Annotated in this window: 18 protein-coding genes; 11 read left to right on the forward strand and 7 right to left on the reverse strand. The window is 63.4% G+C overall.

The genetic code is table 11. From position 1 onward, the window contains the following. Window positions 1-37 precede the first annotated feature (37 nt). From PG897_RS00865 to PG897_RS00875, 3 genes are all read left to right on the forward strand, one after another. A complete protein-coding gene (locus tag PG897_RS00865; RefSeq protein WP_201880754.1) occupies window positions 38-1,441 on the forward strand; it encodes a GumC family protein in 1,404 nt (467 codons plus the stop codon). Between the two features lie 478 nt (window positions 1,442-1,919). Next, window positions 1,920-2,927, forward strand: a complete 1,008-nt coding sequence (locus PG897_RS00870) for a hypothetical protein (RefSeq protein WP_201883560.1) — start codon at window positions 1,920-1,922, stop codon at window positions 2,925-2,927. Between the two features lie 63 nt (window positions 2,928-2,990). Next, the gene (locus PG897_RS00875) at window positions 2,991-3,674 is read left to right on the forward strand and encodes a hypothetical protein (protein ID WP_201880750.1); all 684 of its coding nucleotides are present in this window, start codon (window positions 2,991-2,993) and stop codon (window positions 3,672-3,674) included. A gap of 133 nt (window positions 3,675-3,807) precedes the next feature. Here the strand turns inward: PG897_RS00875 and PG897_RS00880 are convergent, their stop codons facing one another. Next, a complete protein-coding gene (locus PG897_RS00880) occupies window positions 3,808-4,665 on the reverse strand; it encodes a DUF1194 domain-containing protein (protein ID WP_201880748.1) in 858 nt (285 codons plus the stop codon). A gap of 149 nt (window positions 4,666-4,814) precedes the next feature. On the opposite strand from PG897_RS00880, the gene PG897_RS00885 reads away from it, so the two are divergent. Beyond that, complete coding sequence (locus tag PG897_RS00885) at window positions 4,815-5,582, forward strand: hypothetical protein (protein ID WP_201880795.1); 768 nt, start codon at window positions 4,815-4,817, stop codon at window positions 5,580-5,582. Beyond that, complete coding sequence (locus tag PG897_RS00890) at window positions 5,566-6,018, forward strand: hypothetical protein (RefSeq protein WP_201880746.1); 453 nt, start codon at window positions 5,566-5,568, stop codon at window positions 6,016-6,018. Before PG897_RS00885 ends, PG897_RS00890 begins: the two co-directional genes overlap by 17 nt. Here the strand turns inward: PG897_RS00890 and PG897_RS00895 are convergent. The 4 genes from PG897_RS00895 to PG897_RS00910 all read right to left on the reverse strand — a co-directional run bounded on the left by PG897_RS00895 (window position 5,993) and on the right by PG897_RS00910 (window position 11,083). After that, window positions 5,993-6,520, reverse strand: coding sequence for a hypothetical protein (locus PG897_RS00895; RefSeq protein ID WP_226013850.1), 528 nt, complete (start codon window positions 6,518-6,520; stop codon window positions 5,993-5,995). The two genes, PG897_RS00890 and PG897_RS00895, sit on opposite strands and share 26 nt — an antisense overlap. Window positions 6,521-6,531: 11 nt before the next feature. After that, a complete protein-coding gene (locus tag PG897_RS00900) occupies window positions 6,532-9,021 on the reverse strand; it encodes a hypothetical protein (protein WP_201880793.1) in 2,490 nt (829 codons plus the stop codon). Window positions 9,022-9,110: 89 nt separating this feature from the next. Continuing rightward, complete coding sequence (locus PG897_RS00905) at window positions 9,111-10,310, reverse strand: glycosyltransferase (protein ID WP_201880744.1); 1,200 nt, start codon at window positions 10,308-10,310, stop codon at window positions 9,111-9,113. Next, window positions 10,307-11,083, reverse strand: coding sequence for an acyltransferase (locus tag PG897_RS00910; protein ID WP_201880742.1), 777 nt, complete (start codon window positions 11,081-11,083; stop codon window positions 10,307-10,309). Before PG897_RS00910 ends, PG897_RS00905 begins: the two co-directional genes overlap by 4 nt. Window positions 11,084-11,401: 318 nt before the next feature. Here PG897_RS00910 and PG897_RS00915 point away from each other — a divergent pair, with 318 nt between their 5' ends. Genes PG897_RS00915 through PG897_RS00930 form a run of 4 tightly spaced genes read left to right on the forward strand, consistent with a single transcriptional unit; the run spans window position 11,402 to window position 16,522 of the window. Beyond that, the gene (locus PG897_RS00915; RefSeq protein ID WP_201880740.1) at window positions 11,402-12,721 is read left to right on the forward strand and encodes a lipopolysaccharide biosynthesis protein; all 1,320 of its coding nucleotides are present in this window, start codon (window positions 11,402-11,404) and stop codon (window positions 12,719-12,721) included. After that, window positions 12,709-14,094, forward strand: a complete 1,386-nt coding sequence (locus tag PG897_RS00920; protein ID WP_201880738.1) for an O-antigen ligase family protein — start codon at window positions 12,709-12,711, stop codon at window positions 14,092-14,094. Before PG897_RS00915 ends, PG897_RS00920 begins: the two co-directional genes overlap by 13 nt. Beyond that, window positions 14,091-15,356: a glycosyltransferase family 4 protein gene (locus PG897_RS00925; RefSeq protein WP_201880736.1), complete on the forward strand. Its 1,266-nt coding sequence runs from the start codon at window positions 14,091-14,093 to the stop codon at window positions 15,354-15,356. Before PG897_RS00920 ends, PG897_RS00925 begins: the two co-directional genes overlap by 4 nt. Continuing rightward, window positions 15,353-16,522: a glycosyltransferase family 4 protein gene (locus PG897_RS00930; RefSeq protein ID WP_201880734.1), complete on the forward strand. Its 1,170-nt coding sequence runs from the start codon at window positions 15,353-15,355 to the stop codon at window positions 16,520-16,522. Before PG897_RS00925 ends, PG897_RS00930 begins: the two co-directional genes overlap by 4 nt. Window positions 16,523-16,571: 49 nt before the next feature. On the opposite strand, the gene PG897_RS00935 is transcribed toward PG897_RS00930, so the two are convergent. After that, window positions 16,572-17,444, reverse strand: a complete 873-nt coding sequence (locus PG897_RS00935; protein WP_017764364.1) for a LysR family transcriptional regulator — start codon at window positions 17,442-17,444, stop codon at window positions 16,572-16,574. 157 nt (window positions 17,445-17,601) lie between these two features. Here PG897_RS00935 and PG897_RS00940 point away from each other — a divergent pair, with 157 nt between their 5' ends. Together PG897_RS00940 and PG897_RS00945 are read left to right on the forward strand one after the other, a co-directional pair. Continuing rightward, a complete protein-coding gene (locus PG897_RS00940) occupies window positions 17,602-19,035 on the forward strand; it encodes a glycoside hydrolase family 1 protein (RefSeq protein WP_095592683.1) in 1,434 nt (477 codons plus the stop codon). A gap of 244 nt (window positions 19,036-19,279) precedes the next feature. After that, complete coding sequence (locus tag PG897_RS00945) at window positions 19,280-20,557, forward strand: HD-GYP domain-containing protein (protein WP_201883563.1); 1,278 nt, start codon at window positions 19,280-19,282, stop codon at window positions 20,555-20,557. A gap of 29 nt (window positions 20,558-20,586) precedes the next feature. On the opposite strand, the gene PG897_RS00950 is transcribed toward PG897_RS00945, so the two are convergent. After that, window positions 20,587-21,342 carry an SDR family NAD(P)-dependent oxidoreductase gene (locus PG897_RS00950; protein WP_005301360.1) on the reverse strand — a complete coding sequence of 252 codons (756 nt, stop codon included), beginning with the start codon at window positions 21,340-21,342 and terminating at the stop codon, window positions 20,587-20,589. Between the last annotated feature and the right edge of the window lie 40 nt (window positions 21,343-21,382).

Raw genomic sequence — 21,382 nt, forward strand, 5'->3', positions numbered from 1 at the left:
CGTGGAATGCCATACCTGCCTTGAGGGGAGTGACGCCATGCCGGTCCAGTTCTACTACAACCTCTACATCATCCTCTTCGCCGCCTGGCGGCGCCGTTATCTCATCCTGATGCCGGCCCTGGTCATGCCGCTGGTGGGGGTGGGGATAGGCTTGCTCAGCCCCAAGGTATATGAGAGCCGCACCACCTTCATGGTGCCGCAGGATTCCAACCAGACGCCGACCCTCAAGGATCTGATCACCCAGGAGAGCCTCAAGGATCGCTTCGCGGTGCTGGAGGCCATGCTGCGCAGTCGTTACGTGATGGACGGGGTGGCGCGGGACCGCAAGCTGGTGGATGACAACACCCCGCCCGCCAAGCGCGACGCCATCATGGACTGGCTTTCGGCGTCCGTCTCTATCCGTCTTATCGGGGACGAGGTGATCGAGCTGAAGGTGAAAGCCGACTCGGCCGAGAGCAGTGCCGGCCTGCTGGAGGCCGTCTCGCGCCGCTTCTTCTTTAACCTGCTGAACAAGGGGCGCCAGTCGGCCGAGTCCTCCGAGCGCTTCCTGCAAAGCCAGCTCGACAGCCGGCGCAGCGAGCTGCAGGGGGCCGAACAGCTGCTGGCGGATTTCAAGCGCGAGCATGCCAGCGCCCTGCCGGATCAGCAAAATGCCAACGCCGCCCGGCTCTACGGCCTGAAAGATCGCCACGCCGAGAGCCTGCTTCAGTTGCAGCAGGCCAAGGCCCGGGTCGAGCAGCTCTCCCACGGCCAGGAGGGGGCCACGGCCCGCAGCCTGGAGGAGAAGCTGCAGCAGATGCAAACCGAGCTGGCCCTGCTGCGAGTGCGCTACAGCGATCAGCACAGCGAGGTGCAAAGCCTGCGCTACCAGATTGAGCAGTTGCAACAGGAGCTGGAACAGCAGAAGAGCCAACCCGGCGTGGCGGTCGGGCCAGAATGGGATCAGGCCAGGGCCCAGCTGGCCGAGGCCGAGCAGAATGCCGCCGCGCTGCAGGCCCAGCTCGACGATCTGAACAAGGTGGTGGCCTCCCAGGGTGAAACGGAGAGCCAGCTGGCGGAGCTGGAGCGCGATCTCGAGGTCAAGCGCTCCCTCTATCAGGATCTGCTGCTGCGCTACGAGAAGGCCAAGGTGACCGGGGCGCTCGGCAGTTTTGAGCCCGGCGAGCGGATCAAGGTGATCGACAGGCCCTTCGCCCCAAGCAAACCCAGCAACTACCCGCTCTGGCTGTTTCTTATTGCCGGCATGGTGGGGGGCTTCGGGTTAGGTTGCGGCCTGGCGCTGCTCATTGAACTGGCGGATACCAGCCTGCGCCGCACCGATCAGCTGGCAGCGCTTATCAAGGCGCCGGTGCTAAGCCGCATTCCCTATTGCGAACCCGTGCATGCCCACACCGGCCAGGCGGCCCATGCCCAGCCGCCACTGGTGGAGGTGCCGGGTTGATAGTTGCCCATGGCCCTCAAGACAGGCCTCCACTCTGAACCAGAATATTTCTGATAAGGCCTCGTAATGAGGCCTTTTTTATGTCACTCAAGCAGTGTCTTGATCAACTGCTATGGTTTGCAACGAACTTGATGTGATTGCAACGATAATGTCTGGTGGCGCTTCCTCAATTCTGCTTATTGACTGTGGTTTCATACAGTGGTACAAATGGAGCCGTTACGCTCTATTAATCATGCGGTTATAAATCAGAGATTGATTGGTAATGCAGTTATTTTAAAATTATTTGTTGGTTGTGATATATGGTGTAGTGGAATTAGATGAAAGTTTTTACTAATACATTAATAATGCCTTCCATCTAATTGCTATTATACGAAAAGGATTTTTTTACCATGGATCTAAACGATATTTTTTTACACTTTAAAAATCTCTCTGATGAGAAAAAAATAGATTTATAATTAATTTAATAATTTTGTTGGAGTTGGCTGAAGATGCCATGTCCCTAAAAGGGCCTTATCGGTTTGTTCTGGACTCTAATATTATTATGAGATTAGAAGATTATGAGAGAGAGTGTTTTCAAGAAGGTTTGCTCTCGATTATGTTGTTTTTTGATTATTATAAACAACAGTCACAATTTAAAGCTGATCTTATTGTCACCCCAGTTGTTTTTTATGAGTTTTTTAGGTTGCAGAATGTATCGAATCTAAAAGAGTACTGGGGGAAGTTCCAATCAATTAGAGGTCTAATAGAGCGCAGCCTAGGAACTGATGTGCTTTTTGATAATTTAGACTCTTTTGAAAAAACAGAGCATTATATAAACTGTATTGAGCATGATTCAAATTTGATAAAGGAACGTTTGTTAGAAATTAAAGATAGCGAGTTCCATTATGATTTTATTAGATCGCCCGGTGGTGTCATGGGGGCATTGCGACAAGATGGGATGATAGAGGTGGCTCCAATTTTAGCTGCCGATCATCTCTATAAAGATCTTAACACTCAATATTTCCATCCTTATTACGTGGCTTTATTTTTGAAAGATCATATGGCGCATAAACTATCTACTAATTCAGTAAATAATTTGGATGTGGCCAAAGAATATGATAATGAATATCTTCTGAGGGAGGTTGTCCACTTAGATAGGAAGGGGCGCGTAAAAGGACTAGCTGATATTGAGCTATTATGGAAAGGAAACATTAGAAGTCAGTTTAATAGTCAATCTAGAGGAAATTACCACCCTGTATCTATACCACTAACTGTCGATACCAATTTATTTTTATCTTTGAAAAAAATGTCAGGTTATGGCGTTGTTGGTGATCAAATCGTTGGAGGGGAAGATCCGGATATTATGAAAGCGAAGACGGAAATTCTATTAGATGATGTAAACAGAAGAATGACTCGAGCAAAAGAGCAACAGAATGAGTTTATCAAATCTAGGAATGAGTACTTAAAAAATATTTCGTCTAAGTTTGAGATAAAAATAAATATATAGCGAGGCATTACAGAGAATAAGTCACTGAATGTGGCTTGGTAGTATTAATTAGCCGAGGTTTAAATGGGTAAGCGAGAGTTTTTATTTGGTGTAAGCGCATCAATTGTAGCTGCCATTATAATGGAGCTTGCAGGTGTGCTCAGTATTATTAAATATCTGGAAGTATCGTTATCGATACCTGTATGGGCTGTCGTTTCATTGCTAGTAATTCCCATTTTGTTGGCGATTATTTGGTTTCGTAAGTCTATCAACCCTGAGCATCAGAGGTTAATTTGTGAGATTGATGAAATACGTCAACAGTTAGCGGCAAAAGAAAAAGCATTAGGTGCTCATCAACAATTTTCTTCGTCATTGGAGAAATTGCTTGAGGATAAGAACAGAGATCTTGATGAGTTAAATCAGTCTCTTGAAAAGTGGAAAAAATGTGGAGTGATGCTTCATCAGAATGATGAACCACTCGAGCAGATTACAAACAAAAAGTTTGGTGTAGAGATAGTCGAGCTTGATGGTAAAGAATTCTTAAACTGTGAGTTTCATGGTTCCATTATTAAATTTAAAGGCACAGGTCCTGTAGGGTTGAATCATATTGTTTTCAATGATGTTAGGTGGGTGATGGAAGCTCCGGCTGGTAATGCTCTTCAGCTATTGGGTGCTCTCTATCAAACGGGTGATCCTACAATGATTAAAATGGTCGAAGCAACGTTTGAAAATGTGAAAAGCAAGCAAATAGTTGCAAGTAGCCACTAGAAGATACTGCTAAAAAAGCCTCAAGAGAAACTGTCAACGAGTGGCGTTTAAGCTCCTATGATCATCCGCTGTGTCATGTTGCGGCAAAATCAGGGAGCATCCGCTCCCTAATCTCTGCACATAGGGTGACAAACTAGCCGATGACCGGCATCCGTTGCCATCCGGCGTGCTGCTGGTTCCCCTGATTTTGGCCTTGAGTGCGGCGTTGATAGCGCCAGGCCAGCAGCAAGGGCATGCCGAGCAGCAGCTGGGCCGCCAGCGGGATCTCCTCGATGGGAGCCGCCAGTGCACCCTCCGGGATAATACCCCCCTCAATCTCGGCCGCGAGTTTCAGCTCGAGGGCGCTGCCAAAATCGGCGAAGGTGGTGGCGTTGATGACGAACGCATCCTCGCCGCCGGCGATATTGTTCAGATACCAATCCTGCAGCACCCCATCGGGGTAGTCCTGGCCTATGGTGATGCCGTTGATGGTATCGATGCCGGAGGCGAGCAGCTGATCCCGCACCGTGGAAGTATCCAGCCCGGCGTTCTGGATCCCGTCACCTGAGACATCCATCACCTGGCGCGTGGCGGTAAAGTCGTTGGTATCGAACTGCAGGGCGCCGAATTGCATGGCCGAACCCGGCGCCGTCATCCCCGAGTAGGGGCGTGTCAGGGCGTCCAGGGTGGCGGCAAACTCGTTGATGGAGGTCATGTCATAGAGGTAGAACCAGTCGGTCATCACCGCCTGCTGGGTCGAGCCGCTCCACATCACCATCTGCACGGCGATGGTGCCCAGCTTGCCATCGCTGGTATCCAGGATGGCGTCTTGCACCGCCTGGCTGTAAAAGGCATCCACATAACCTTGCAACTGCAGGTTGAACTCCTGGGCCGTCACGCTGCCCGACACATCCATCAGCAGTTGCAGCTCGGTATCCACTTCGGTCAAAGCGTAGGCGGGGGCGCTGACCAGCAGCATCCCCACCAGCCCTGCCAACGGTTTTAGTCTCATAACTCACTCCTTCTCCTTGGGGCCTGGCCCTGATCCTCAGTGCCGATGGGGAGGATGAATAAAGCGTGCCACTTTGCAGGTATCAGCAGCGGGCATGAAATTTGCGGTCTTCGCACAGGATGAAAATGAACAAGTGGGGGGGTGAGGCGATGGAGATCCGTCCCTGGCAGTGGGCGCCCAACTGGTTGTTGTTGGGGCTGGTCAATCAGTGGGCCATGGTGTGGCTCAATACGGGCCACTTCAACCTGCTGGTGGTGTTGCTGATTGCCATCTGGTGGCAAATTGCATCGCGGGTTGCGCCAGCCTGGCAACCTGGCCGCGCCGCTCTGCTGCTCTTCTCGCTGCTGCTGTTGATCCCGAGCGCCAGTTGCAAGGCGCTGGCCTGCCTGCTGCTGGCCGCGAGCCTGTGGCGGCGCCAGCAGCCTTGGGACGAGCGCGCCGCGCTGCAGATAGTGGTGGCCTTCACCCTGGCCGTGCTGTGGGGGCAGCAGCTCTTTGCCCTCTGCTCCGGCCCCGTGCTGGCGCTCGATGCCTGGGGCGTGGGCCAGTGGCTGCAACTGCTGGGGTGGGAGACGGTGCAAAGCGGCAATCGCATCGAGCGGGTGGGGGGCCATGCCCTGATCGTGCTCAAGGGCTGCTCCTCGTTCTCCCAGCTCTATCTGGTGGCGCTGGCCTGGCTGGTCTCCTCCTGCTGGCTCGCCCCCGGGCGGGCGCTATACCGTCAGCTGCCCCTGCTGGGGCTGGTCTTGCTGCTCTACATCGGCAGCAACCAGCTGCGGCTGGTGCTGATGAGCCTGGATCTGCGCTGGTACGGCTGGCTGCATACCGGCACGCTCGCCCAGCTCTACCAGTGGCTGGTGCTGTTGCTGCTGATGACACTGCTGTTTCGAAGGGGGCGCCATGTCACCACCGATTAGGGGCTATCTCTGGCTGGTGCTGCTGGCACTGGCCTCCACCGGCGCCATGGGGTGGCGCTATCAGCACCGCCAACCGGTGGATGGCACGCGTCAGATGCTGCAGGAGCTCCGCCAGCTCGGCTGGCAGCGGCAGGGGGCCAGCCCCTTGCTGGGGGGCACCTATGTGGGCTACCGGCTGCGCCACCCAGATTGTGACGGGGTCTTGCAGGCGATGGCGGTGGCCCCGGATCGGGAGGCCATGTCGGTGCGGCTCGCAGGCAAAGGCCAGCTGCAGGGGGTGATGTTTCAGGGGCAGTGGCACCCGGAGCCGCCACTGCTGGCCTATCGGCTCAATCAGGGCTGGCACAAGCTGTGGGGCGATGCGCCGGCCCCCCTCTATCGGGTCGCGCTGCCTGCGGCCTGTCTTGCCCTTATTGCGCCTGGCGAGCCTCGCTGAGGGGGCTCGCCGCGTCGGCCGGCAACACCCGGATCAGCAGGCTGTTCGGGGCCAGCATGGGGTCGTAGCGCGGTTCGAGCTCGATGGCGCGGGCACTGAGCAGGCTGGTCAGCTTGCCAAGGCGGCTGCTGGCAAGGCGCGCACTCTCCAGCATGTCGGTCTGCGGCCCGGGGCCGCTGATAAGGGCTATCTTCGCCGGATCCCGCTGGCCGAGAAACTGGTGCAACTGCTGCTCCTGATCCGTCGCCAACATCACCGCTTCATCCTGATAAGTCAGCGACAACTGGGCCTGCTCGGCCAACTGCTGCTGGCGCAACTGCGCCAGCATGGGGAAGGGATCCTCGGTGGGCGTCTGGCGGGCACAGCCAGTGAGTAGCAAAGAGGGCAGCAAGGAGAGCAGCAAGGCAGGCAACAAGCCTGCGGCAAGCCCGCTCTGGCGGGGACGACGCCCGGTACTCTGGCGCCCAAAAGCCTTTATGTTGGTGACGTTCTGATGCGGCATAAGCTGGCCAGTCAGGGGGATGAATTGGCTCCAGTTTGCAATGTTTTCAAGCGCTTGGCCAGTTGTTCAATCTCGCCGCGAAAGCTGGCCCAGCGGCTGGCGGGGAGTGCTTCGGCCTGCTGCCAGCGGGTGGGCACCGCCTCGCGCAGCCGCTGCAGCAGCAGGGCCGCCTCCACCTGTTGGCGCGCCGCCTGCTCGAGCCAGGTGAGCCAGCGCAGATCCTCGATGCCCTGTTGCAGCAGCAATAGATCGTAGGAGAGGCGATGAGCCTCGCAGGCCTGCGGGCCCAGCAGCAGAAAGTCGCTCTCGCGCCCGTCGGTGGGGTCGTAGGGCAGGGCGGTGGGCATGCGTCCGTGCCACTGCAGATAGCCCTCTGCCCCGCTCTGCCAGAGGTAGAAGCCGGCGGCGCGCGGGGTGCCGAGGTTGTAAAACCAGGGGGCGGCCCCGGCGGCCCTGACCCGTTCCACATCGGCCTTGTCGGCGCCGAAACCTGCGTTGATTAGGGCTATCTCCACCTCGCCAAGCAAGGGCGCCTGGGCGGGGTGGTTGAAGTGACCGGCCCGCACCACGGCGGGATCCCGCCGCTTCATCTCGCGGGCCATGGCTTGAATGGCGGGCAGGGCGCCGAGATCGGGCTCGTCAAACAGGCTCCAGGCCAGGGGGGGCAGCCCCTGGGCGCGAAAGGCCGCCTGGCGCTGCTGCCAGGCATCGAGCCGGCTGTTGGTGTCGCTGCCCCAGCGCTTGAGGGAGGCGTAGGCCAGCAGCGGCGTGTGAAAACCAAGGCCGATGGCCTCCTCCTGGGTGGTGCGCATCCCGGCTTCATCCTGGGGCAGGGCGGGGGCCACGCCGCTTATCCCAAGCCCGGCGAGCCGTGCCAGATCGCAGCGACTGGCGGCCAGCTGGGCGCTGGCCAGCTGGGCGCTGGCCAGCTCCGGGCCCTGGCCGAACCAGCCAAGGTAGGGGGGCGTGTCGAGGTAGATGCCGACCGGTTTGCTGGCGGCGGGCAGGATCAGGGGCAGCACCTCGACGTCTAACGGCATCTGCACCAGCTGCTGGTGGCTGAGCAGCTGGATATTGCCCTGATAGCGCCCCGCCGGCGCATCTTTAGGGATGGGAAGATGCAGCACCAGGCGCCTTGGCACCCGGCGCTTGAGGGTGAGCCCCGCCACCCCCTCCACCAGCTCCTGATCCGAGGGGAGCAGCAGGGTGCCGCTCGCCTGGGGGCGCACCAGATGCCACTGGCCGTGGTAGGGGGTCAGCGGCAGGGTGACACCGTTGGCCGCTGGCGGTTGGATCACCAGCAGGGGGGCGGCGTCATCCTCGGGCGTCTCGATGACGAACTCCAGCAGCAGCTGGCTGCCTTGGGCGGCCAGTACGGGAGTGGCTGGGGCTGCCGGGCTGGCCCTGGCACTCAAGGTCGGCTGCCCCGGCGTGATGGGGGTCAGGGTGAGGCGAGCGGGGGGCTCTGGCAGCGAATAGGGGGCCAGGGCCCACTTCTCCGTAAAGAGCTGGCGCTGCTTGGCCAGCACCAGTCGGGTGGCCTCGGCTAGGGGATGAGGGTTAGCTTTGGCGTCAGCCTGTTTGTCCGCCGCCGGATAGGGGGCCAGCAGCAGGCCGGCGAGAAATTTCGCATCCGGCGAATTGCCCCCCAGGGTGAGGGTGAGCGGGCCGCCCGGGTGCTCGAGCACCAGGCTGACCGGCCCCCCCTGACGGGCACCAAACAGCAGCCAGGGGTCGGGATTGGGCAGCGCCTCCTGCTGCTGGCCGGCGAGATAGCGCTGGGTCAGCCACTCGTCCGGCTGCAACCGCTCGGCCCAGACCGGCTCGCCATCGATCAGCACGCTGCGCTCGAGGGGGTGGGGCAGGTACTCCCACTCGCCCGGATCGTCGAGCCAGAGGGTGAGCTGGTAGCGCCCCTTGGGAACCTCCAGCCTGACGCCGTCGAGGTTGCGCAGCCCGTCGCGGATCAGCGCATCGCCGGAGGGGCGCAATATGGGGCTGGGGTGGCCAAGCAGACGCGGATCCCCCGGCGCCAGGGTCTCGAAACCGGTAAAGCGAGGTGAGTCGCTCGCCCCCAGATCGAGGGCAATGGTGCCGGCGGGCAGGGTCAGCCCGGGGGACCAGTACCAGCGTGTCAGGGTGAGCGGCGTCGCCCCGTCAGCCATAAAGAGATAGAGCCTGGTGAGCTGGTCGAGGGCCAGGGCCCTGGGCTGGGCGGTGCGCCAGTCGCTTAAGGAGAAGCGCAGGGTGAAGGGACCCGGGGGGATGATCCGCTCCAGATTGACCCGGCTGCGGTAGTTGACCGAGGCAGCGTCATCGACCCGCAGGATCAGGGTCTGGGGACTGGCCGCGGGATTGTGACCCTCGATCACCAGTTCATCGTCCGCCCCGACGGGCCAGGGCAGGCGCTCGAAGGTGAGCCGCTGGGGCGTCTGCTCGCCGCTCAGTGGCAAGGGGGTGGGGCCATCAAGGCGGCTCGCCGCCAGCACAGTGCTCCCCATTGTCAAACAGAGGGCGGGCAGGCTGAGGGTGAGCAGGCCGAGTACCCGTAGCCAGCATGTTATGTGCAAACGCGCCGCCAGCCAGATCATCAGAGCAGCCCCGCCAGCCAGTTTTTCAGCTCGTCGGCCCTGTGATCCCAGCTCTGCTGCGCCACTGCCTGCTGGCGACTCTGGCGCCCTTCGCTGCGAGTCAGTGCTTCCCACTCGTAGCGCTGGAACCAGTCCTGCGCGGGAGCGTCGAGGGCGGCACGCTGGATGGCCTGGGCCAGGCTGTCGCCCGGGCGGGGCAGATGCACCAGCGCCCGATAGCCGTCCAGCGCCGGAAAATCGGTGCTGACCACGGGCCGGCCGGTCGCCAGATACTCGCGCAGTTTAAGCGGATTGCAGGCCCTGATCTGGGCGTTGTCGACGAAGGGCAGCAGGCTCACCTGCCAGTGCTGGGCGTAGGCGGCCAGGGTGTGGTGTGGCCTTGGGCCGAGCAGGTGCACGTTCGGCAATCCGGCGAGCGGGCTCAGGTCCGTCTGCCTGGGCCCTATCAGCACCAGATCCCAGTGGGGCAGGGCGCGGGCGGTCTCCGCCAGCAGGGGGACGTCTATCCAGTCGCTCAGGCTGCCGTAAAAACCGGCGATGGGGCGCCCGCTCGGCAGATCCGCCGGCCTGGGTTGGGGGGGCATAAAAAGCCCGAGATCCACCCCGTGGCTCAGCAGCCGGGTCTTGTGGGGGGGGAAGCGGCTGGCCAGCGCCGGACTGGCGGCCAGGATAAGGTCTGCCTTTTCTACCAGCCTGGCCTCGCAGCGGGCGATGGCGGCGTGATCCACCCCCGCCAGGGCCGAGAAGTCGTCGCCGCAGTAGTAGATCACCGCCCGCTCGCCGAGCTTGCCTACCAGATCAACGGCGCTTGGCAGGGAGATCCAGAGCAGCGGCTTGTCGAGCTCGGGCAGCTGGCGGCGGATCTGGGCCGCCAGCCAGTGGCCATTGATCCGCCCCGCCAATGGGCTGCCGGGCAGGGGCAGCGCCAGCGGCGGCATCACCTGGGGCGTCGGCCCGCTCTGGATGGCGGCTGCCTGCGCCTTGCCCTTGGCCGGGCGGCGCAGCACGGCCCCCAGCTTGCGGCCGAGCCGGCCAAGGTCGCGCACGTTGAGGCGGGGGCGGCGCAGGCCGATGGAGTTGACCCAGAGCACCCGATAGTCCGGCAGCAGGCGCTTGATGAGGTGCTGGGTGCTGGAGGGGTGCTGACCCCAGTCTTCCCCCAGTACCACCAGTTGGGGCTGTGCGCTCGACGGTTTCATGGCTGTTTCTCCTCACTCAGGCGGCTGGCGGCACTCTCTGCCAGCGCGTCGCGGCAATCTTGTGCATCGAGGGGGCGCAGCACCCGGGCCGGCACCCCGGCGGCCAGCACCCCGGCAGGCAGGCTGTGGGTCACGATACTGCCGGCGGCGACCACGGTACCGGCTCCTATGGTCACCCCCGCCATCACCATGGCACCGGTGCCGAGCCAGACGTCGTGTTCGAGTACGATGTCGCCGACCTGCTCGTCCCGATCCGGCAGCCCCCGGGCCCGATCTTGCGCATCCAGCGGGTGGCCAGGGTAGCCCGCGAGAAAGGCGCGCCCGGCGATGCGCACGTTGTCGCCGAGCACCACCTGGCTGCCCACCGCGATGGTGGTCTGCCAGCCGATGCCGACATTGTTGCCAATCCTGAGAGCGGGCCCCTTGCTCGAGGGGCGCCCGCTGATGGTCATGGCGGCGCTGAGGCGACAATCCGCCCCCACCTCGATCGACACGGGGCCGCTGATAAAGGGGATGCCGCCGTAAAGGTAGAGGCGGGGGGCGGGGGCGCGCAGGCGGGACTGGAACAGCGGCGTCCACCAGAGGGTGCGGGCCAGGGTGGCGAGTGTCTGGCTTGCCAGCCGATAGAGGCGATAGAGCAGGCCGTGCAGGGGCGGGATGAGCGGGAAGCTCCAGCTGCGGGCCCCCTTGGCAAGGCGCCACAGCAGGCGGGCCAGCGGCGTCTCTCCCTGCTTGGCCCAGGTTTTCATCCGGTACAGGCTGATGCTGTTCATGGCGTCCTCTCCTCTGGCTCTGCGTCGTCATGGCCGACCAGTCAGGCACTAGCAGGGATCGGGCCAACTGACGCTCAGCACGCTGTTGGCTCGCGCCGGCCGCCTGCCAGGGGGGTGGATGGCAAGGCGCTGTGCAAATTGCGCCGGCCGGGCTGCAAAACGCAAAAATCAGATTCATTTTGGGCCTGATGTGCGTTGCTGTGAAGGTCGAGAGCGCGGCATGCAGGGCTACGCGGGGAATTGCACCGGCTGGCGTGCCCCTTGCATTGGCTGACCCCAGATGACCCAAGATCCGTTGCCTGGTGGCTGGGAGGCCCTATGAGACTCGGAGTGAACCAGATAGCCATGCTCTATTACGCCGCCGGCCTCTTGCTGATGAAGGGGATCTCCCTGCTGATGCTGCCGGTGCTGACCCACCTGCTGGCGCCCCGGGAGTATGGCCAGCTGGAGGTGCTCTTGACCATCATCAACCTGGGCTCCCTCATCCTGGGGTTCGGGCTGGTGGACGCCCTCTACCGCTTCGCCGGGATGGCGGCAGATGAGGGCGAGCGCAAGCAGGTGGTGGCGCGGGTGTTTGGCCTGGTCTGGATCATCGCCCTGGCCAGCCTGGTGCTGCTCTGGTGGCTGGCGCCCCTGGTGCAGCGGCTGCTGCCAACCGAAACCCGCCTTGCCGATGTGCGCTGGGTGCTCAGCGCCCTGCCGTTCGAGGGGGTGATCGGGGTGCCGCTGGCTTGGCTGCGGATGCGCAATCAGGCCCGCCTCTTCTTCGTGGCCACCGCCGGCAAGGCGGTGATCCAGTCCCTGCTGACCGCCTGGTGGCTCTGGCTTGGCTGGGGTGTGAGCGGGGTACTCGCCTCTGGCACCCTCACCTGTGTCGCGCTGGCGCTGCTGCTGAGCCTCTGGCAGTGGCGCGATGGTGGCATCCGCTTTGACTGGCAACACTACCGCCCCCTGCTGCGCTACGGCCTGCCGCTGGTGGTGAGCGGGCTGGCGGGCTTTGCCCTGAGCGGGCTGGATCGCTGGCTGCTGGCCGATCACGTCGGCGAGGCGCTGCTGGCCTACTACGCGGTGGCAGGCAAGCTGGCGCTGGCGGTGGGACTCCTGCTGCAGCCCTTCGCCCTCTGGTGGTATCCGCGCCGCTTCATGCTGCTCAAGGAGCCGGACGGCCTGCGCCTGAACGCCCACTACAGCGTGCTGGGCTCCGTGCTGGGGTTCGCCACCGCCGGGGTGGTGGGGCTCACCGCCCCCCTGCTCATCCGCTGGCTCACCCCCGAGAGCTACCACGGGGCCATCGCCTATATCCCGCTGCTGGTGCTGGGGATGGCGGTGCGCAACGTCTCTGATCTGCTCAACGTCGGCTGCTTCAGCGGGGAGGAGAGCAAGGCCCAGATGGTTATCAATCTGGGATGCAGTTTGCTCGGCGTCCTTGGCTTTTTGCTCGCCATTCCGCACTTCGGGGTGGCCGGGGTGATCTGGACCCTGCTGCTGGTCTACCTGGTGCGGGCGCTTGCCTTCTATCTGGTGAGCCAGCGGTTGCTGCCGCTGCCATACCGTCTCTCGGCGCTGTGGGCGAGCGGCGCCGGCTCCCTTGCCATGATGTGGCTCGGCCAGTGGTGGGCAGGGCAATGGGCCGCCTGAGCCACGCCCTCTGGGGGCTGACCGCCACCCTGCTGGTGGCCGGACTCTGGTGGCGGCTGCCGCACCCGCTGCTGCTGCCGGTGCTGGGGCTGGCCATTCCCGCCATCTGGTTTGCCCTGCGCTGGCCGTTTCTGATGGTGCTGGGGTTCGTCACCTTCTCGTTTTTCCGGCTGCACGAGGTGTTTCCTCAGCTCTATCCCCTCAAGATCCCGCTGCTCTTCTCGCTGGCGGCCATCGGTGCCCTGGTTTGGCACACCCTGCTGACCGGTCGCATCAGGCCCTACTGGAGCCAGCCCCTCAGCTGGTTGACCGCCTTTTTCATCGTCGTTTCCATCGGGGTGCTGTTTGCCAGCAACCGGGGGGAGGCGATCGCCACCTGGACCGGCAGCTACAGCAAGATCTACCTGATGACGCTGGCCACCGCCTGGCTGGTGCGCAGGCCGGAGGACTTCGCCCTGGCGGTGCGGGCCTTCGTGGTGGCCGGCTGCATGGTGGCGCTGGTGGCGCTCTACAACAAGGGCAGCGGCATCGGGCTGGTGGAGGGGACCCGGGTCACCATAGGGCGCGAGCTCGGCTCTGTGCTGGGGGATCCCAACGATCTGGCGCTGGTGCTGCTGTTTCCCGCCGGCTTCTCCTTGAGCCTGCTGCTCAACCAGAACGGCCTGGCCGGGCGTATCCTGGGGGCGGTGGGGTTTGTGCTGGTGGGGGCTGCCATCATCGCCACCCAGAGCCGCGGCGGCCTGCTCGGGATCTGCGCGGTGAGTGGCCTCTTTGCCTGGCAGCGGGTGCAGTCGAAAACCGTGCTGATCCTGTGCGGCACCCTGGCGCTGCTGGTGCTGTTTGCCGCTGCCGGGATAAGCGACAGGGCCTCCGGCGGGGCGGCGGAGAGCGGGGTGGATGCCTCGGCCATGGGACGCCTTTACGCCTGGCAGGCCGCCTGGGGCATGGCGCTGGCCCATCCGCTCATCGGGGTGGGGCTCTCCAACTTCTACTACAACTACTTCTTCTTCAGCCCCCACTGGGACGGCCTCAACCACGCGGTGCACTCCACCTGGTTCGGGGTGCTGGCGGAGACCGGCTTCGTGGGGCTGTTCATCTTCATCGGCATGGTGGTGGTCACCCTCTACCGGACCTGGCGCTGCTCACTGGATGGCATGCCTCCTGCAGTAGTCACTGCCATGCAGGGGGTGATGGCGAGCATGGTGGGGTTCGTCATCTCGGGATCCTTCCTGACCCAGGGCTTTACCTGGCCCATCTATCTGGAGCTGTCGCTGGCGGTGGCAGCCATCAAATATGTCCGGCAGGCCAGAGAAACGGAAATGGCCATGGCCGAGACGGAGCGGGATAAACCAAACAAGGGAGCTGAGTCATGAGCGCAACCCCCATTTTGCTGGTGCATTACGGCGAGAACTGGATCCGTGGCAGCGAGCGCTGCCTGCTGGATCTGCTGGCCCACCTGGATCGCAGCCGCTTTGCCCCCCTGCTCTGGTGCAACAGCCAGCAGCTGGCAGAGGAGGCCGCCCTGCTCGGGGTGAAGGCGGTGGTCGAGCCCTTTGCCCTGCTGCTGGGTTGGCAGGCTCCCCGCTTCGATCTGGCCGCCCATCGGGCCCTGTGCCAGCGGGCGCAGGCGCTGATAAGCGAGCATGGCATCACTCTGGTGCACGCCAACAGCGCCGCCCCCTGCCAGTGGCTGGCCGGGGTGTGCCGCAAGATGAAGGTGCCCCTGGTGTGCCATCTGCACGCCCGTTATCAGCCCAGAGACAGGTTTACCCTCCGGGTGCATCAGGCCAACGTGCTGATCGGGGTGAGCCAGCCGGTGCTGGCCCCCTGGCGGGAAGATGGCTGCGAGCACAGACGGCTGGTTCACATCGCCAACGGGGTGGATGGGGGGCGGCTCAACCGTGACGCGCCTTGGCCCGTCAGCAGCCTGCCCGGGCTGCCTGAGGGAGAGCTGATCCTGGCCACCATAGGGTCGCTGATCAAGCGCAAGGGGGTGGACCTGCTGATCCGCTCCCTGGCAGAGCTCTGCGCTCAGGGGGGCAAGGCGCAGCTGCTGGTTGTCGGCAGCGGCCCCGAACTGGCCGCGCTCACGGCATTGGCCGCTGAACTGGGAGTGGCCGAGCGGGTGCACTTTCTCGGCGAGCGGCCTGACAGCGCCGCCATCCTGCGCGGCGGGGTGGATCTGCTGGTCTCCGGCGCCCGCGAGGAGGTGTTCGGCCTCACCCTGGCCGAGGCCGGCACCCTGGGGCTGCCGGTCAGCGCCTATCGGGTGGGGGGGATCCCCGAGGTGGTGGAACACACGGTTACGGGCCTTCTGGCCGATCCCGGTGATTGGCGCCAGATGGCTGCCCACTGGCAGCGGCTGGGCGATGCCGGATTGCGCTATCGGCTGGGGCGGGCGGGGCAATTGCGCGCCAGCCAGCTGTTCACGGTCAAACGCTATGTGGAGAAGGTGAGCGAGCTCTGGTCGGCGGCCCTCTCGGGGCGCTGGGACAATCCCGAGCTCCCCCCCTACGGGCGCATGGTGCGCTGGCTCGGCCAGCGGCTGCTGGCCAGGGTGGGTCTTGCGGGGGAAGGGGGGCTGCTTGGCGGGCGCAGGGCGGCGATCGGGTCGGATGAAGGAGCACCATCATGAAGCCGCACCATGAGTCGACTGCTGGCAAGGCCGGGCAGGGGGAGACGCTGCTGGTGGTGGATCCCATCTCTTTTCGCGGCGGCTCCAAGGTGGCCACCGAGGTGATCCTGGCGGGGCTGGCCGACCGCCTGCCGGCCCTGGCGCTGCATGTCCTGACGCCGGATTTGGACTCCTGGCCCGGATGTCGTCACCATTCGCTCTGGGTGCCCGCCTTGCTGCGGGGGCGCGAGTCGGGCCTGGGGTATCTGCTCAAGCAGGGGTGGCAGAGCCTGATGATCCTCTGGCTGATATGGCGGCTGGGGGAGGTGCGCGGCCTGCTGGCGGCCTCCGGCCCCGGGGTGGATCTCTGCTGCTACTGGGCTGCCCGGATCGCGGGGATCCCGGTGGTGCAGCTTATTCACGGCCCGGTGGGCTGCTCCGGCATGTCGGCAAGGGCCCTGTGGCGCGCCAGCCAGGTCTTCTATCTGGAGGCCGCCCGCTCCTCGCTCTCGGCCCTGATCGCCCGCCTTGGCGAGCGTGACTTTCCGCCCCGCTGGCAGCCCTTCATCAACGGACTGTGCGAGGCGAGCTGGCCCACGGCCACGACCGGCGGAACCGGCATCTTGTGGGCCGCCTCCTTGCTCAAGTGGAAAGGGCTGGAGACCATGCTGGCGGCGCATCAGCAGCTTGCCGAGCCCCGTGCGCCGCTGACCGTCTGCTATCTGCAACCACGCAACATACTGCAGCCTTGCAGCGAACCCAGGCCAGAACTGCCCGATACCCGCTGGCATGAAAACCCCGGCAACCTTGACGAGATCAGGGCCGGCTGCGGCATCTTCGTCTCCACCAGCCATCAGGAGCCCTTCGGCCTCTCCATCCTGGAGGCCATGGCCGCCGGCCTGTGCGTGGTCATTCCGGCGGATGGCGCCTGGTGGGATCGCCACCTGACCGACGGGGTGAACTGCCGCAAATATCAGCCGGACAGCGCCGATGAACTGGCGCGCGTGCTGGCGGCGCTGCAGGAGGCCCCTGCGGTGGCCATGGCCATAGGGGACAATGCCAGGCTGCATGCGGCGGCACATTACAAGGCGAGCGAGACGGGCAGAGAGATGGTGGAGGGGCTGGCACGACTGCTTGAGCGGGCCGAGCCTGAGTGCGCCGCGAAGCGCCCTGGCCCGGCGCTGTAGCGGCGCGTCACTCGATCCTTCGCATCGCGGCCTTGCCCGGGCCTTGACCTTATGGCAGGTCCGGCTCGCTCATGCTGGCGACTGTCTGCCAGAAGGCGTCGATCAGCGGCCCCTTGCTGTGGGGCGGGCGAATAAGGCCTATGGTCCAGCAGGCTTCCCCCTCGGTCAGCGGCAGGGTCAGCACGTCCGGGTGCTCTATGGTGGTGGAGGAGGGGACCAGGGTCCAGGCGATATCGGCGGCGGCGGTGGCAACGCCGGCGGCGAAGTCGTTGACGTACTGGATGTCGCGAAAACGCAGCCCGCTCTGGGCCAGGTAGTGCATCAGGTGATCGTAGAACGAGGGGGCCTTGTCCCGGCGCAGGATCGCCAGCGGTTTGTCCACCAGATCAGCCAGCTTGCTCACGCCGGCGTAACTGGCGGGCAGCACGGCGACAAAATGGGCCCGCACCACCGGCAGACACGGCCACCCCTTGGGGGCGGGCAGGCGGCAGAAGCCGAGATCCAGCTTGCCTTCGCTCAAGGCCAGCAACTGATGGTGGGTGGAGAGATCGTTGAGCTCTATGGTCACCTGGGGGCGTTCGGCCCGAAATTGCGCGATGGCGGCGGGCACCAGCAGCTTGGTGGCAACGCCGAAGCCGATGCGCAGGGTGCCGCTGTTGCCGGCCAGCACGTCGCGGGCGCTGCGTGCTAGCTGCTCGCTGGCCGCCACCAGGGCGCGGGCATCCTCATAGAGGGCGCGCCCCAGCACGGTGAGACGGGTGCTGCTTGCATTGCGCTCGAACAGCTCGCCGCCCAGCTCCTCTTCCAGCCGCCGGATCTGCTTGCTCAGCGCCGACTGGGTGACGTGCTGGCGCACCGCCGCCTGACCGAAGTGCAATACCTCCCCCAGGGTGACGAAGGCCTTCAGATCCCGCAACTCCATGTCAGCTCCTGTGATTCCTGTTTGGAATGTTGAATGGTTAAATTTGTCATTGGACGGAATTTTAGAACTGTTCGATGCTAATGCCAATTCCATTGGGCACCGCCAGTCGGTGCGATCAAGGTGGCCAGCGCCACCGCCGCAGAAGGAGCAACCCCAGATGCATCACCACAAGTTCAACGACTTCCCGCAAGATTTTCTGTGGGGCGCCGCCTCTGCCGCCTATCAGGTGGAAGGGGGCTGGGACGCCGATGGCAAGGGGCCCTCGGTGTGGGATCTGTTCACCAAGCTGCCGGGCAAGACCTTTGAGGGGAGCAACGGCGACGTGGCGGTGGATCACTACCACCGCATGGAGGAGGACGTGGCGCTGATGGCCGAGATGGGGCTCAAGGCCTATCGCTTCTCGGTGAGCTGGCCGCGCATCTACCCGACTGGCCGTGGCGAGGTGAACGAGGCGGGGCTCGCCTTCTATGAAAAACTCATCGATACCCTGCTGGCCCACCAGATTGAGCCGGTGCTCACCCTCTATCACTGGGACCTGCCCCAGGCGCTGCAGGATGAATACGGCGGCTGGGAAGACAGACGCATCATCGCCGATTTCGAGCGCTACTGCGTGACCCTCTACCAGCGCTTTGCCGGCAAGGTGAAGTACTGGGTGTCGCTCAACGAGCAGAACTACAACCTGACCAACGCCTATCAGCTCGGCACCCATCCGCCCGCGGTGCAGGATCGCAAGCGCTTCTTTGCCGCCAACCACATCGCGTTTCTGGCCAACGCCCGGGTCATCAAGGCGTTTCGCCAGCACGTGCCGGGGGGACTGATCGGCCCAAGCTTTGCGTATTCTCCCGCCTATCCGGCCTCGTGCGATCCCAAAGACATGCTGGCTTACGAGAATGCCGAGGAGTTCACCAACCTCTGGTGGCTGGATGCCTACTGCTTCGGCCGCTACCCCCAGGCGGCGCTCGCCTATTTGCGGGAAACCGGCGAGGCGCCGGAGATCCTGCCGGGCGATCTCGAGCTGTTGCGGGAAGGAACCCCCGACTACATAGGCGTCAACTACTACTACACCCTGACCTATACCGACAACCCGCTCGGCGGCCAGACGATGCAGCGCATCAACACCACGGGCAAGAAGGGCACTACGCCGCCAAGCGGCATTCCCGGCCTCTACAAGACGGCCCCCAACCCGCACCTAGAGACCAGCAACTGGGACTGGGCCATCGATCCGACCGGGATGCGCATCGCCCTGCGCCGGCTCTCCTCCCGTTACGGCCTGCCGCTGATGATCACCGAGAACGGCCTCGGCGAGTTCGACAAGCTGGTAGAGGGAGATCGGGTGCACGACGACTACCGCATCGACTATCTGCGCAGCCACGTCAAGGCGTGCCAGGAGGCGCTGCAGGACGGGGTGGAGCTGCTGGGCTATTGCGCCTGGTCGTTCACCGACATCCTGAGCTGGCTCAACGGCTACCAGAAGCGCTACGGCTTCGTCTATGTTGAGCGGGACGAGCAGGGGGGCTCCCTGCGCCGGCTCAAGAAGGACAGCTTCTACTGGTACCAGACGGTGATAAGCTCGGGCGGCAAGACACTGTAACCAAATCCATCCCCTCGACGGGCCCCGCCAACTGGCGGGGCCCGTTTTTTTTGTCCGTCTGCCGGGCCGGCCCGCGCCGCATCCGGGCATGGCACTTGCCGGATTGATCTAACTCATCTTTTTGTCAATTAGCCTGTGCGGATGGCGGCTGCAAAGCGGCGGGAGGGGCAATCTGGTTTAGATTCAATATGTTTACGCGGCCCCGAAGAGGGATCTATCACCCTGGCAGAGGTGGAAGCGCATCATGCACCACAACAGCTCTCATCCCCGCTGCGGCGGGTTGGTTGCCCAGCAGGTTGATCTGCGCCAGCTGGTATACGCCCTGTCGGCGTCGCTGGATCTGGTTGGCATCGGTGATGTGGCACACGGCAAGCGGGTCGGCATCATGGCCGCCGAGTGTGGCAAGGCACTGGGGGCCGGTGAGAGCGAGCAGGCTTGCCTGTTCGAGCTGGGGGTGCTGCACGACATCGGCGTCTCCTCCACCTTTATCCACAGCCATCTGGTCAGCGAGTTCGACTGGGAGTCTTCCCAGCGTCATTGCGAGGTCGGTTACGATCTGCTCAAGGATTTTCCGCCGCTGGCCCCGCTGGCGGAGCCCATCCGCTATCACCACACCCACTGGCATCAACTTGTTCGGCAGCAGGAGGTGACGGCCACGGTGCGGCGCCAGGCCAACCTCATCTTTCTGGTGGACCGGGTCGATGCCCTGGCGGCCCCGCATTATGGGGACGGCTCCCTGCTGATGCACATCCAGGAGATCCGGCAGCGGATCGAGGCGTGCGCCGGCGAGTTCTTCGACCCCGAGCTGGTGGCGGCCTTTTTGCGGGCCTCTCTGCCGGAGGCATTCTGGCTGCAGCTGGAGGGGCGCGCCATCACCGACTACATGCGCGGCATGCTGAGCGAGCGGGAGCCCTGCCTCACCAGCAACGGCGAGCTCAAGCAGCTGGCACGCATCTTCTCGGCCATCGTCGATGCCAAGAGCCCCTTCACCGTGGCCCACTCCCTCGGGGTGGCCAGGCTGGCCCGGCGGCTGGCCCAATGGATGGGGATTGAGGAGGAACGCTGCGAGCAGCTGGAGATCGCCGGGCTGCTGCACGATCTCGGCAAGCTGCGGGTACCCGACGAGATCCTCGACAAGGCGGGAAAACTCGATGAGCGGGAGCGGGCCATCATCAACACCCACAGCTTTGAAACCTATCAGATTTTGCGCCACATCGACGGCTTCGAGGAGATTGCCCTGTGGGCCTCCTATCACCACGAGGAGCCCAATGGCTGCGGCTACCCCTTCCACCTGACTGCCGAGGCGATGCCGCTGGAGGCGAGGATCCTGCGGGTGGCAGACATCTTCCAGGCCATGGTGCAGCACAGACCCTACCGGGCGGGGCTGAGCGCCGGCGCGGCGCTCGCATTCTTGCAACAGCTGGCGAGCCAGGGGCGGGTCGATGTCGATGCCGTGGCTATCCTGGCGGCGCACCTGCCCGAGGCTCACCAGGCCGCCAGCGGTCAGACGCAGGCGGCCTAGAGAGACCTTGGCGTCGGTGAGCTGACGCCTTAGAGGAACATGCCGCCGGAAGCCTCGATGCGCTGGGCATTGATCCAGCGGCTGTCGGGGGAGAGCAGGGCGGCGATGACGCCGCCGATGTCCTCCGGCTGGCCCACCCGGCCCAGCGCGGTCTGGCTGGCGATGAAGTCGTTGACCGCCTGATTGTCCCGCACCACACCCCCGCCAAAATCGGTCTCGATGGCCCCCGGCGCCACCACGTTGACGGCAATGCCGCGCGGCCCCAGCTCCTTGGCCAGATAGCGGGTCAGCACCTCGACCCCTCCCTTCATGGCCGCATAGGCGGCATAACCGGGCAGCGCGAAGCGGGTCAGCCCGCTCGACAGATTGAGGATGCGCCCGCCATCGCGCAGAAGCGGCAGCAGCTGCTGGGTCAGAAAGAAAACCCCCTTGAGGTGAATGTTGAACAGGGTGTCGAACTGCTGCTCGCTGGTCTGCTCGATGCTGGCGTGAATGCCGATGCCGGCGTTGTTGACCAGAAAATCGAACCGATCTCGCTGCCACGCGCCCAGCTGCTCGCGCACCTGGCTGGCGAAGGCAGCAAAGCTGCTGCTGTCGGCCACATCGAGGGGCAGGGCATGGGCCCTGACGCCGAGGGCGGTCGCCTCGGCCACCACGGCCGCAGCTTCATCGGCCTGACTGCGATAGGTGATGATGAGGTCGACGCCACGGGCGGCGAGGGCCAGCGCCGCCTGTTTGCCAAGGCCGCGGCTGGCGCCGGTGATGAGTGCGATGGGATGGGTCATGAGAGGACTCCTGTCTGTGGTCATGGGCTCGGGATGAGCC

The sequence above is a fragment of the Aeromonas sp. QDB20 genome (assembly GCF_027707805.1).
Lineage (GTDB): Bacteria > Pseudomonadota > Gammaproteobacteria > Enterobacterales > Aeromonadaceae > Aeromonas > Aeromonas dhakensis.

What these genes read in the sequence shown, in the direction of transcription:
- PG897_RS00865 (WP_201880754.1), top strand. Translation starts at nt 38, where the DNA reads ATGCCGGTCCAGTTCTACTACAACCTCTACATCATCCTCTTCGCCGCC.
- PG897_RS00875 (WP_201880750.1), top strand. Translation starts at nt 2,991, where the DNA reads ATGGGTAAGCGAGAGTTTTTATTTGGTGTAAGCGCATCAATTGTAGCT.
- PG897_RS00880 (WP_201880748.1), bottom strand. Translation starts at nt 4,665, where the DNA reads ATGAGACTAAAACCGTTGGCAGGGCTGGTGGGGATGCTGCTGGTCAGC.
- PG897_RS00885 (WP_201880795.1), top strand. Translation starts at nt 4,815, where the DNA reads ATGGAGATCCGTCCCTGGCAGTGGGCGCCCAACTGGTTGTTGTTGGGG.
- PG897_RS00890 (WP_201880746.1), top strand. Translation starts at nt 5,566, where the DNA reads ATGTCACCACCGATTAGGGGCTATCTCTGGCTGGTGCTGCTGGCACTG.
- PG897_RS00895 (WP_226013850.1), bottom strand. Translation starts at nt 6,520, where the DNA reads ATGCCGCATCAGAACGTCACCAACATAAAGGCTTTTGGGCGCCAGAGT.
- PG897_RS00900 (WP_201880793.1), bottom strand. Translation starts at nt 9,021, where the DNA reads ATGGGGAGCACTGTGCTGGCGGCGAGCCGCCTTGATGGCCCCACCCCC.
- PG897_RS00905 (WP_201880744.1), bottom strand. Translation starts at nt 10,310, where the DNA reads ATGAAACCGTCGAGCGCACAGCCCCAACTGGTGGTACTGGGGGAAGAC.
- PG897_RS00910 (WP_201880742.1), bottom strand. Translation starts at nt 11,083, where the DNA reads ATGAACAGCATCAGCCTGTACCGGATGAAAACCTGGGCCAAGCAGGGA.
- PG897_RS00915 (WP_201880740.1), top strand. Translation starts at nt 11,402, where the DNA reads ATGAGACTCGGAGTGAACCAGATAGCCATGCTCTATTACGCCGCCGGC.
- PG897_RS00920 (WP_201880738.1), top strand. Translation starts at nt 12,709, where the DNA reads ATGGGCCGCCTGAGCCACGCCCTCTGGGGGCTGACCGCCACCCTGCTG.
- PG897_RS00925 (WP_201880736.1), top strand. Translation starts at nt 14,091, where the DNA reads ATGAGCGCAACCCCCATTTTGCTGGTGCATTACGGCGAGAACTGGATC.
- PG897_RS00930 (WP_201880734.1), top strand. Translation starts at nt 15,353, where the DNA reads ATGAAGCCGCACCATGAGTCGACTGCTGGCAAGGCCGGGCAGGGGGAG.
- PG897_RS00935 (WP_017764364.1), bottom strand. Translation starts at nt 17,444, where the DNA reads ATGGAGTTGCGGGATCTGAAGGCCTTCGTCACCCTGGGGGAGGTATTG.
- PG897_RS00940 (WP_095592683.1), top strand. Translation starts at nt 17,602, where the DNA reads ATGCATCACCACAAGTTCAACGACTTCCCGCAAGATTTTCTGTGGGGC.
- PG897_RS00945 (WP_201883563.1), top strand. Translation starts at nt 19,280, where the DNA reads ATGCACCACAACAGCTCTCATCCCCGCTGCGGCGGGTTGGTTGCCCAG.
- PG897_RS00950 (WP_005301360.1), bottom strand. Translation starts at nt 21,342, where the DNA reads ATGACCCATCCCATCGCACTCATCACCGGCGCCAGCCGCGGCCTTGGC.